The organism is Streptomyces sp. ICC4, from assembly GCF_003287915.1.
In the GTDB taxonomy this organism is placed as follows: domain Bacteria; phylum Actinomycetota; class Actinomycetes; order Streptomycetales; family Streptomycetaceae; genus Streptomyces; species Streptomyces tritrimontium.
This window is the reverse complement of the sequence record NZ_CP030286.1, coordinates 7482160-7492765: the sequence shown is the minus strand read 5'-3', so window position 1 is coordinate 7492765 and position 10606 is coordinate 7482160. Positions and strand designations below refer to the sequence as shown.

Below are 10606 nucleotides of genomic sequence, written 5' to 3'. Positions count from 1 at the left end.
AGAGGTGTATAAGGGACAGGGGCGCCGCGGCGACCGCCTCCCCCGCCGGCCCTCCGGCCCGCCGCCCTCACCCCTCGACCTCCGCCAGGCCTCCGCCGCCCAGCGTGAGCGCGGTGTTGACCAGTCCGACATGGCTGAACGCCTGCGGGAAGTTGCCGAGTTGGCGGCCCGCGATCGGGTCGTACTCCTCGGCGAGCAGCCCGACGTCGTTGCGTACCGCCAGCAGCCGCTCGAAGAGCTCCCGCGCCTCCTTCTCCCGACCGGTCAGGTACAGGGCGTCCGCCAGCCAGAACGAGCAGGCGAGGAAGGCCCCTTCGTCACCGGGCAGCCCGTCCACCGACAGCCCCTCGGTGCTGTAGCGGCGGACCAGGCCGCTGCGGCCGAGCTCCGCGCGCACCGCGTCGACCGTGCCGATCACCCTGGGGTCCTCGGGCGGCAGGAAGCCGACGCGCGGGATGAGGAGGGTGGCCGCGTCCAGTTCGGTGGAGCCGTAGTACTGGGTGAAGGTGCCCCGCTCGGGGTCGTAGCCCTTCTCGCACACGTCGCGGTGCACCTCGTCCCGCATGGCCCGCCAGCGCTCCACATCGCCGTGCAGCCCGGGATTGGCCTCCAGGGTGCGCACCGCCCGGTCGGCGGCGACCCACGCCATCACCTTGGAGTGCGTGAAGTGGCGGCGCGGGCCGCGCACTTCCCACAGGCCCTCGTCGGGCCGGTGCCAGTTGCGCCCCAGGAAGTCGAGGAGCGCCAGTTGGATCTTCCAGGCGTGCCACTCGGCTGGCAGTCCGGCGGAGCGGGCCACGTACAGGGAGTCGAGGACCTCCCCGTAGACGTCGAGTTGGAGCTGGTCGACGGCCGCGTTGCCGACGCGGACCGGCGCGGAGGAGGCGTACCCCTTCAGCCACGGCAGCTCGCACTCCGGGATGCGCCGCTCGCCCCCGATCCCGTACATGATCTGCAGGTCGGCCGGGTCTCCCGCGACGGCCCGCAGCAGCCAGGCCCGCCAGGCCCGGGCCTCGTCGAGGAAGCCGGTGGCCAGCAGGGAGCCGAGGGTGAGGGTGGAGTCGCGGAGCCAGCAGTAGCGGTAGTCCCAGTTGCGGACGCCGCCGAGCTCTTCGGGCAGGGAGGTCGTCGCGGCGGCGGCGATCCCGCCGGTCGGGGCGTAGGTCAGGGCCTTGAGGGTGATCAGGGAGCGGGTCACGGCCTCCCGGTAGGGGCCGTCGTAGCGGCACTGGGAAGACCACTCCCGCCAGTCGGCGAGGCTCTGCTCCAGGGCGGCGTACGGGTCCAGGGGCGCGGGGCGCGGTTCGTGCGAGGGGTGCCAGGTCAGGACGAAGGCGACGCGCTCGCCGGGCCCGACCGTGAACTCGGAGCGGGTGCTGTTGTCCTCGCCCCAGGTCTGCACGGGCGGGTCGCTGCGCAGCCACGCGGCGTCGGGCCCGGCGACGGCGACGCGGTCGCCGTCGCCGTCCCAGAGGCTGCCGCCGTCGCGGGCGGCGTCGAAGCGGCGGACCCAGGGGATGACGTGCCCGTAGTCGAAGCGCAGGCGCAGGGTGCTGCCGACGGTCGACTCGCCGGTGAGGCCTTCCACGATCCGCATCACGTCGGGGGCGGTGTCGCGCTGCGGCATGAAGTCGACGACCTTGAAGGAGGCGCCGTCCTCGGTCTCCCAGAAGGATTCCAGGACGAGCGTGCCGTCGACGTAGGCGCGGCGGGTGCAGCGCGCGGAGTCGGGGGCGGCGGCCGGGGCGATGCGCCAGTGGCCGTTCTCCTGGTCGCCGAGGAGGGCGGCGAAGCAGGCAGCCGAGTCGAAGCGCGGCAGGCACAGCCAGTCGATGGACCCGTCACGGCCGACCAGGGCACTGGTCATCAGGTCGCCGATGATTGCGTAGTCCTCGATGGCTTGTGTCATTTATGGCCCATTCCCCCGAATGCCCCATCCCAATCGGTCCGTTCGGGTCGACGACGGGAGCCAGTCCGTCCCTTTCTGATCTTGCCTGGCCGAAGGAGACGGCCTAGTGCTGTGGCCGGGAAGGTTTGCCGGGTCGCGGTGTTCGGTGCGGTGCATCTCCCCCAGCTACCGCCGGGAGGGGCCCCCGGGCGGAGGGCCACGCCTCGTACTGGACGTACCGGTGTGGTCCGACAACGCGGCGAGGTGCCGTGCCGGGCGCCGCGACCCGGTGGACCTTCCCGGTCACAGCACTAGTTGCGTACGAGGAGCAGCGCGCCCGCGATGACGGCGCCGAGGGCGACGGCGAGGGCCCCGTGGGCGAGGCGGTGGCCGCGCAGGACGGGCAGGAAGCGGTCGGCGGCGTACCGGCCGGGGCCGGTGAGCGCGAGGGTGGCGGCGCCGGCGGTGAGGAGGATCTCGTACTCCACTCCCTCCGGGGCGAAGAAGGAGCCCGCCCCGTGGACGGCGATCGCGTTGATCATGGTGCCGACGACGGCGGCGCCGGCGAGCGGGGTGAGCAGCCCGGCGGCGAGACCGAGGCCGCCGAGGGTCTCGGTCAGGCCGGCGAGGACGGCCATGGCGTCGCCCGCCGGGTAGCCGCTGGCGGTGAAGAACCGGCCCGTGCCGCTGATCCCGCCGCCGCCGAACCAGCCGAAGAGCTTCTGGGCGCCGTGGGCGGCCACGGTCAGGCCGAGGACCAGGCGCAGGAGGAGCAGGCCGACGTCGTGGGCGGGGGTGGAGAGGGCGAGCGGAGCGGCGGACGCGGTGGTGGCGGGTGCTGCGGGCACGGCGGTGGTGGTGACGGAGGGGCTGGTCACGAGGGGGCCTTCCGGTCGAACGGCTGGTCTGGTCGGTTGTTCAAATTCAAACAACTCCTTCCGACCCTAACCGCCGATCACTCTCTGATTCAAATTGGAACGATCCGTGTACGCTGATTCCATGGCTGAAACGAGATGGCTGGACGACCGCGAGATGCGCGCCTGGGAGGGCTTCCTGGCCGCCTCCGCCCTGGTCAACCGCCGCCTCGACCAGCAGCTCAAGGACGACTCCGGGCTCTCCCACCCCCAGTACGAGATCCTCGTACGGCTCGGCAGGGCGCCGGAGGGCGAGCTGCGCATGACGGAGCTCGCGAACGGGCTGATCAACTCCAAGAGCGGCCTGACCTACCAGGTCACCCAGATGGAGAAGGCCGGCCTGGTCCGCCGCCGCACCTGCCCCTCCGACGTCCGCGGGGTCTACGCCGTCCTGACCGAAGCCGGCCGCGCACGATTGGCGGAGGCCGCGCCGGGGCACGTGAGCACGGTGAGGGAGGTACTCGTGGACGTACTCACGCCCGAACAGCTCGACGCCCTCGCGGACGGCCTCGGCGAGGTCAGCCGCCGACTGCGGACACAGGGCGCCTGATGGACTCGACGACGGTCTGGCTCATCGTCGCGGGGGTCGTCGCGGCCGGGCTGGCGGTCACCGCGGCCGTGCTCCTCGTACGGGTCTTCGCGGCCCGGCGCCTGCTGCGCGACGCGGGGATCCCGCTGCGCGACAAGGCCCTGTTCTGGGCGGCCGTGGCCTACACGGTCTCCCCGGTGGACCTGATCCCGGACCCTGTCTACCTGGACGACATCGGCATCCTCCTCCTGGCCCTCCGCTCCCTCCACGCGGCGGCCTCCTCGGCCCGCCCCCCGAAGGAACTCGACACGGCGTAGCCCCGGACCCCGGGCCACTCCTCAGCGCACGCCCCGCGTGCGGAACTGGACGCTGACGCGGGGGCCCACCGCGCGGGTGGTTTTGGGGACCGCGTGTTCCATCGTGCGCTGACAGGAGCCGCCCATCACCACCAGGTCGCCGTGGCCCAGCGGGAGGCGGAGCAGGGTGGGGCCGCCGCCGCGGGGGCGGAAGGCCAGGTCGCGCGGGTCGCCGACCGACACGATCGCGACCATCGTGTCCTCGGTCGCCGAGCGGCCGGTGCGGTCGCCGTGCCAGGCGACGCTGTCGCGGCCGTCCCGGTACAGGCAGAGGCCGGCCGTGGCGAAGGGTTCGCCGAGCTCGGACGCGTAGTGGCGGGTCAGCGCCCCGCGGGCCTCGGTGAGTGCGGGGTGCGGCAGCGGGTCGCCCTCGGCGTAGAAGGCGAGCAGGCGCGGCACGTCCACCGCCCGCTCGTACATCTGCCGCCGCTCGGCGTGCCACGGCACGTCGGCCGCGAGCCGTTCGAACAGCGCGTCGGCGCCCGACAGCCAGCCCGGCCGGTGGTCCACCCAGGCCCCGGCGCCCAGTTCCGTACGCCGCAGGCCCGCCGTCGGGCCGAGCCGGATCTCGTCGCCCTGGTCGAAGAGGGAGCCCTGGAGTGCGTGCATGGGTCCAGCTTAGCGCGCTATTCGAACACACGCTCGATGCCGGTTCGGGGTCGGGGTTCGGGATTCGGGGTGAAGGTCCAAAGATCCCCCCTCCCGGGACTTTGGGCCCGTGGCCGCGGCCCCGGCGTCTGCGAGGTTGGAGGTACCTCGAAGGCCCCCGATCGGAGTTCCGTGACCGCCTGCCTGCCCTACGACCTCATCGCCACCGACCTCGACGGCACCCTCGCCCGCTCCGACCACTCGGTCTCGGACCGCACCATGGCCGCCATCGGCTCGGCGGTCGCGGCGGGCGCCCGACACGTCGTCGTCACCGGCCGGGCCGCCCAGTGGGCGCGGCCCGTGCTGGACGAGATCGGCTACACCGGGCTCGCGGTGTGCGGAAACGGCGGCCAGCTCTACGACGTCGGCGAGCACACGCTGCTCACCTCGGTCTCCCTGGACCGGGACACGGCCGCCCTCGCGCTGGCCCGCGCCGAGGCCCTCGTCGGGCCCCTGGCGCTGGCGGTGACCCCGGACCGGCTGGACGCGCAGGTGCTCGTGGGGCCCGGCTACCGCATGTACGAGGCCACCGAGCCGATGTCGAAGCGGGTCGGGGACCCCGACGAGCTCTGGGCGGACCCGATCAGCCGGGTCTTCGTACAGCACCCGACCCTCGGGGACGACGAGCTGACGGCCGCCGTCCAGGAGGCGGCCGGGGACCTGGTCACGGTCGTACTGGCGGGCAGGGAGTGCATCGAGATCCTGCCGCGCGGACTGTCCAAGGCCACCGGTCTGGCGAGGGCGGCGCAGGCCCTCGGAGCCACGGCGGAGCGGACCATAGCCTTCGGCGACATGCCCAACGACATCCCGATGTTCGGCTGGGCGGGCCACGCGGTGGCGATGGACAACGCCCACGCCGAGCTCAAGGCGGTCGCGGACGAGGTCACCTCGAGCAACGACGAGGACGGCATCGCGGCAGTCCTGGAGCAGTGGCTGCCGCGATGACCGGCGGCTACTTCAGGTAGGGGCCGGCGGCGCCCACCTTGCCGGGTGCGGCGCCCGCACCCGGGAGGTCCAGCACGTAGACGCGCAGGTTGCCCTTGCCGGGAGCGGCGACGGACAGGCTGCCGTCGGTGACGGTCCGCACGTCGCCGGTGACCGTGTCCTTGTACGTGCCGTTGGGGATGCCGGTGTACGAGGCGCCGCCGGTGACGGTGACGACGGCGAAGCTGTCCGTACCGGTGGACGCGTCCGTGTAGCGGCGCTTGAAGGCCATGCCCCCCGAGACTCCCTCGGTGGAGTACTGGCCGCTCTGGAGCGCCGGGACGGCGCGGCGGATCTCGTTCAGCCGCTGGAGGTGTTTGACGAGCGGCGATTCCAGGGTGGCCGCGACGGCTCCGGTGGCGGAGGCGACCTTGGAGAATCCGGAGGCCGTGACCGAGCCCGCGATCTTGTCCCCGTAGTAGGCCCGGCCGGTGGTGGCGAGCGGGCACGTCGGGCCGCAGTCGATCTGCCGGCCGGACTGGAACTCGGTCTCGGAGCCGTAGTACAGGGTCGGGATGCCGCGGAAGGTCCACATCAGGGCCATGTTCTCGGCCCAGGCGTCGGTGCCGCCGGCGTAGCGGGTGGACGATTTGCCGGGGCCGAAGTCGTGGCTGTCGACGTAGACCACGTTGTAGGTCGCGTCGTTGTAGCTGTCGTCGGAGTCCTTGCCGTTCTGGAAGGCGTTGTTCGCGTCCCCGAAGTTCATGTGCATGCGCATGTCGATGACGTTCATGCCGGAGGACATGGCGTGGTCGGGTGCGTGGTAGAGGTTCCCGCTGAGGAAGGCATTGTTGCTGGTGGGCTGTTTGGCCGGGTCGTTGTCGGTGCTGTACTGCTGGACGGCGGCGGTGGCGTCGTCCGCGCTGTACGCCGCGGACTCCTTCCAGGTGTAGTACTGGGCCGACTGGTTGGCCGAGCCGCGGTTCCACTTGTCGTTCACGAAGGAGCCGACCTCGCCGAAGACGAAGAAGTCCTTCGCCTTCTGGGCGCCGAACTGCTGGGCCACCCGGCTCTGGATGGCGGGCAGGAAGCGCCGGTTCCAGGTGACGCGGGGGATGTGCACGGCCGTGTCGACGCGGAAGCCGTCCACGCCCATGTCGATGTACTTGTCGTAGGCCCCGATCAGGTAGTTCTGCACCGCCGGGTTCTCGGTGTTGAAGTCCGCGAGGTCCTCGTGGATCCAGCAGGAACGGGCGTCCTCACCCTCCCAGTTGCCGATCCAGCACGGGTGGAAGAGGGCCTTGGGGAACATGCCCGAAGTGGGGTTCGGCCACTGGCAGTTGTAGATGGTGTAGCCCGCGGCGCTCTTGTACTGGGTGGCCGCGCCCCAGTTGACACAGGTGTTGCCGACGGGCTCGGCGGTCGACCACAGGTCGCCGTTGTAGTACGACTTGCCGCTCTTGGGGTCGACGGTGAGGCCGTCGTACTCGAAGCCGGTCTGCTTCTCGTCGTAGAACCAGGACCACTGCGCGTCGCGCACGCCGTAGACGGTCGGGGTGAACAGGCCCTTGGCACCCCAGCGGGAGCTGTGGTTGTAGACCACGTCCTGGTAGATCTTGACGCCCTTGGCGTGGGCGGCGTTGATGAGGTCCTGGTAGGAGGCTCCGGCCGATTCCAGGCGGGGGTCGACCTTGTAGAAGTCGTAGCCGTGATAGCCGTGGTAGTCGTAGTCGGAGCGGTTGAGGACGACCGGGGTGATCCAGATCGCGGAGAAGCCGAGGGCCTTGACGTAGTCCAGCTTCTCGACGAGCCCCTTGAAGTCCCCCCGGAACATGGGGTCGCCGTTGGCCGCGTTCCCGGACTTCACGTGCTGGCTGCCGCCGCGGTTGTTGGCGGCGTCGCCGTCGTTGAAGCGGGCGGTGAGCACGAAGTAGATCGGGTCCTTGCGGGGGTCGCCTCCCAGCGGCGCCGACCCGGCCGGGGCCGGGGGCCGGGTGCCCGTGGTGGCGGCCGCCCCGGCGGAGGCGGGCGAGAGGTTCCCGGCGGCGTCCACGGCCCTGACCGCGTACGTGTAGGCGGTCCGCTCCTCCAGGCCGGATTCGGTGAGGACGGTGGAGGTGGTGTGGGTGACGGCGGTGCCCTTGGTGCCGCCGGTACGGGTGACCTGGTAGCCGGTCACGCCCCGGTCGTCGGTGGCGGCTTCCCAGGTCACGACCACGGACACGTCGGCGGCGGAGGCCAGGACCCTGGTGGGCGCGGTGGGCGCGGTGGTGTCGGGGACCACCGAGGCGCAGGGATCGGCGGCGTTCGCGGTGACCTTGGTGTCCTTCACGGTGGACAGGCCCGTGCCGAGGGCGTAGTTCCTGCCGTTGTTGTTGTCCCAGGTGCCGTTGCCGTTGTTGAAGGTCGCGGCGAGGCCGGCGGCCGAGCCGAGCGCGACCGTCTTCTTCACCCAGCCCGTGCAGGCCGGGTCCATGCCGGCGCCGGGGGCGGTGGTCCAGGATCCGCCGGTCGGCGCCCAGTGCAGGTTGACGGTCGGCCAGCCGACCGTGGTGGTCGAGTAGTAGACGGTGGCGCTCGCGCCGGTGCCGGTGCCGGTGCCCGGGTCGGGGTCGGGGTCCGTGGTGCAGGGGTCGCTGTGGGCCACGACGCCGTCCTTGACGGTGATCAGGCCGGTGCCCAGGGCGTAGTTCTTGCCCCCGTTGTTGTCCCACGTGCCCTGGCCGTTGTTGAAGGTCGCCTGGAGGCCGGCGGCCGAGCCGAGGCTCACGGTCCGCTTCACCCAGTCGGTGCAGGCGGCTTCCATGCCGGTGCCGGGCACGGCCGTCCAGCTTCCGCCGTCCGGCGCCCAATGCAGGTTGTAGGCGGTCCAGTTGCGGGTCTTGGTGTAGTAGAAGACCGTCGCGGTGCCGTCGGCTGCCGCCGCCTGAGCGGCGGGGGCGGCGGCGGGAGTGGCGCGGGACGGACCTGCGCGGTGCCGGTGCGTCGAACGCGGCGGGGGGCTTGCCGCCGCCCTCCACGGCCCGTACGGCGGCCAGCAGTGCGGCGGCCGTGCCGCTGAGCTTGGCGCCGGCCTCCACGGGGGTCTCGCGCTCGGCCTTGCGGCGGGCGATGCGCTCCCGCTCGATCTTCTGCGCGGCCAGTTCGGCCGCCGCTTCGCTGAGCTGAGGCGTGGCCCCGGCGGCCTCGGCGGACGCCTCCGAGCCCGCGTCCCCGCCGGCCGCCTCCGCCTCAGGGTCGGCCTCCGCCTCAGGGTCGGCCTCCGCCTCAGGGTCGGCCTCGGCCTCAAGGGCCGCCTCCGCCTCAGGGTCGGCCTCCGCCCCCGGCCCCCCGTCGGTTCCGGCTTCGCCCGAGGTGTTCGCCTGGTCCGTCGGCTCGGGCTCCGCCGCCGGGCCCGCGGCTTCGCCGGCTCCGTCCGGGACCTCGTGCGTCCCCTTCAGGTAGTACGTGAACCACGACCGGACCGTCCGCAGGTACGCCGAGGACTGGTTGTACGACAGCACCGCCCGGTCCAGGTCCGCGTCCACCCGCAGGTCCCGCGTGCCGGCGCACAGGTAGCGGCCCGCGGCGAGCGCGGCGTCGTACACGTTGTTGGGGTCGCGCTTTCCGTCGCCGTTGCCGTCCTGGCCCCACGCGGCCCACGTGGACGGGATGAACTGCATCGGCCCGACCGCCCGGTCGTGGCGGGCGTCCCCGTCGTACGCGCCGCCGTCCGTGTCCGAGATGTTCGCGAAGCCGTTGCCGTCGAGCACGGGACCCAGGATCGGCCGCAGCGTCGTACCGGCGGCGTCGACCCGCCCCCCGCGCGCCTGTCCGGACTCGACCTTGCCGATCGCCGCGAGGAGCTGCCAGCGCAGGCCGCATCCGGGGTCGCGTTCGCCGACCGCCTGCTCCGCGCGCCGGTACGCGGCGAGCACGCTCGCCGGTATCCCCTGCGCCCCCTCCGCCCCGCCCATGGCCACGGGTTCGTTGGCGTTGGACCGCGCGTCCGCCGCCGCGCCCTGCGCGGGCGGCGGCGCCGATCCGTCCTCGGAGAGCAGCACGGCCGGCGGCTCGGGGCTCACGAGCGGCGGGAGGGCGGTGAAGTAGGAGGTGTCCCCGGCGGATCCGTCCGCGGCGGGATCCGGTGCGGCGCCCTCGTCCGCCGCGGCCACCGCCGTACGGTGGCCGGCGGCCGGCCCCTGCGAGGCGGTCAACGCGGCGGCCGCCAGGGCGGAGACCAGCACGGCGGCCCCGCCCTTGCGCAGCACCCGCCCGAACCGGCCCGGTATCCGCGCCGTCATCCGAAACCGAGCCGCCATGAGCCGGCCCCCTCCCCCTCGACGTCCGCGTGACCCTACGTCAACTCGCTGCGCGGGGCACGCATCGCGGGTGGGAATTCACGACATCCCCACGCCTCGCGCAGGTCACTCATACTGGACGAACTGATCAAACAGTCCAGTCGAGTCGAGGTGTCATGCCGTTCACTCTCAGCCACGCGGCCGCCGTGCTTCCGGGCCTCCGCAGGACCGGGCGTGCGCGCGGCCCCCTCGTCGCCTCCGCCCTGGTCCTCGGGTCGTTCGCCCCGGACACCTTCTACTTCGCGGACACGATCGTCTCGGGGCTCAGGCCGTACGGCACCTTCACGCACTCCCTGGCAGGCGTCGTGACGGCCGACGCGGTGCTGACGGCCGTCCTCGCGGCGTGCTGGCTGCTGCTGCGCGAACCCCTGATCGCGCTCCTGCCGCGCGGCCGGCGGGGCCGGGTGCACGCCTTCGTCCGGGGCGAGGAGTGGCGCGGGCGCCGACTGCCCGCGCTGGCCCTGTGGTTCTACCTCTCGGCGGTCGCCGGATCCCTCACGCACGTGGTGTGGGACAGTTTCACGCACATCGACCGCTTCGGGACGCGCACGCTCCCGGAGCTGGGCGAACCGCTCGCCTTCGGCCTGCCGCTCTACTCGTACCTGCAGTACGGAACTTCGGCGCTCGCGGCGTGCGCGCTGCTGTGGTTCACGGCGACCGCGCTGCGCCGGCTGCCGGACTCGCCGGCCCCCGCGTCCGTCCCGGTCCTCGGCCGGGCCGAGGTGTGGGGGGCGCTCGCCCTGGTCCTGGTGTGCGTGGCGGTCGGGGTCACGATGCGCGTGCTGCGCTTCTTCACCTTCTTCGACCGGATCCGCACGCCGCTCGACATCATCCCGACCGTCTGCTTCGGCGCGGGCGGCGGCCTCGCCGTGGCCCTGCTGCTGTACGGGGTCCTCGTGCGCCTGCGCCACCGGCGGGGCCCCGGCCTCCCGGACGAGGCCGGGAACACGGCCGGGAACACGGCCGAGGACAAGGACGAGGAGACGCGAACGCCCGTCCCCGCTTAG

7 protein-coding genes and 2 pseudogenes are annotated in these 10606 nt (G+C 72.6%); 4 read left to right on the top strand and 5 right to left on the bottom strand.

The genetic code is table 11. From position 1 onward, the window contains the following. Positions 1-67 precede the first annotated feature (67 nt). A complete protein-coding gene (locus DRB89_RS35220) occupies positions 68-1909 on the bottom strand; it encodes a glycoside hydrolase family 15 protein (protein ID WP_112463578.1) in 1842 nt (613 codons plus the stop codon). A gap of 290 nt (positions 1910-2199) precedes the next feature. Then, positions 2200-2736, bottom strand: coding sequence for a DoxX family protein (locus DRB89_RS35215; RefSeq protein ID WP_112454354.1), 537 nt, complete (start codon positions 2734-2736; stop codon positions 2200-2202). A gap of 151 nt (positions 2737-2887) precedes the next feature. On the opposite strand from DRB89_RS35215, the gene DRB89_RS35210 reads away from it, so the two are divergent. Next, the gene (locus DRB89_RS35210) at positions 2888-3352 is read left to right on the top strand and encodes a MarR family transcriptional regulator (RefSeq protein ID WP_112452772.1); all 465 of its coding nucleotides are present in this window, start codon (positions 2888-2890) and stop codon (positions 3350-3352) included. Then, the gene (locus DRB89_RS35205) at positions 3352-3648 is read left to right on the top strand and encodes a YkvA family protein (protein WP_112452771.1); all 297 of its coding nucleotides are present in this window, start codon (positions 3352-3354) and stop codon (positions 3646-3648) included. Before DRB89_RS35210 ends, DRB89_RS35205 begins: the two co-directional genes overlap by 1 nt. A gap of 21 nt (positions 3649-3669) precedes the next feature. On the opposite strand, the gene DRB89_RS35200 is transcribed toward DRB89_RS35205, so the two are convergent. Then, a complete protein-coding gene (locus DRB89_RS35200; protein ID WP_112452770.1) occupies positions 3670-4296 on the bottom strand; it encodes an alpha-ketoglutarate-dependent dioxygenase AlkB in 627 nt (208 codons plus the stop codon). Between the two features lie 171 nt (positions 4297-4467). On the opposite strand from DRB89_RS35200, the gene DRB89_RS35195 reads away from it, so the two are divergent. Beyond that, the gene (locus DRB89_RS35195) at positions 4468-5280 is read left to right on the top strand and encodes a Cof-type HAD-IIB family hydrolase (protein WP_112452810.1); all 813 of its coding nucleotides are present in this window, start codon (positions 4468-4470) and stop codon (positions 5278-5280) included. A 7-nt stretch (positions 5281-5287) separates the two neighbouring features. On the opposite strand, the pseudogene DRB89_RS35190 reads toward DRB89_RS35195, so the two are convergent. Next, positions 5288-8215: pseudogene (locus DRB89_RS35190) on the bottom strand (carbohydrate binding domain-containing protein); the annotation flags it as partial. Positions 8216-8663: 448 nt separating this feature from the next. Continuing rightward, positions 8664-9530, bottom strand: a pseudogene (locus tag DRB89_RS43930) (lytic transglycosylase domain-containing protein); the annotation flags it as partial. Between the two features lie 185 nt (positions 9531-9715). Between DRB89_RS43930 and DRB89_RS35180 the strand changes: the two are divergent. Further along, the gene (locus tag DRB89_RS35180; RefSeq protein WP_112449754.1) at positions 9716-10606 is read left to right on the top strand and encodes a DUF4184 family protein; all 891 of its coding nucleotides are present in this window, start codon (positions 9716-9718) and stop codon (positions 10604-10606) included.

Coding starts and splice junctions, on each gene's coding strand:
- DRB89_RS35205 (WP_112452771.1), top strand. CDS start 3,352: ATGGACTCGACGACGGTCTGGCTCATCGTCGCGGGGGTCGTCGCGGCC.
- DRB89_RS35200 (WP_112452770.1), bottom strand. CDS start 4,296: ATGCACGCACTCCAGGGCTCCCTCTTCGACCAGGGCGACGAGATCCGG.
- DRB89_RS35210 (WP_112452772.1), top strand. CDS start 2,888: ATGGCTGAAACGAGATGGCTGGACGACCGCGAGATGCGCGCCTGGGAG.
- DRB89_RS35180 (WP_112449754.1), top strand. CDS start 9,716: ATGCCGTTCACTCTCAGCCACGCGGCCGCCGTGCTTCCGGGCCTCCGC.
- DRB89_RS35220 (WP_112463578.1), bottom strand. CDS start 1,909: ATGACACAAGCCATCGAGGACTACGCAATCATCGGCGACCTGATGACC.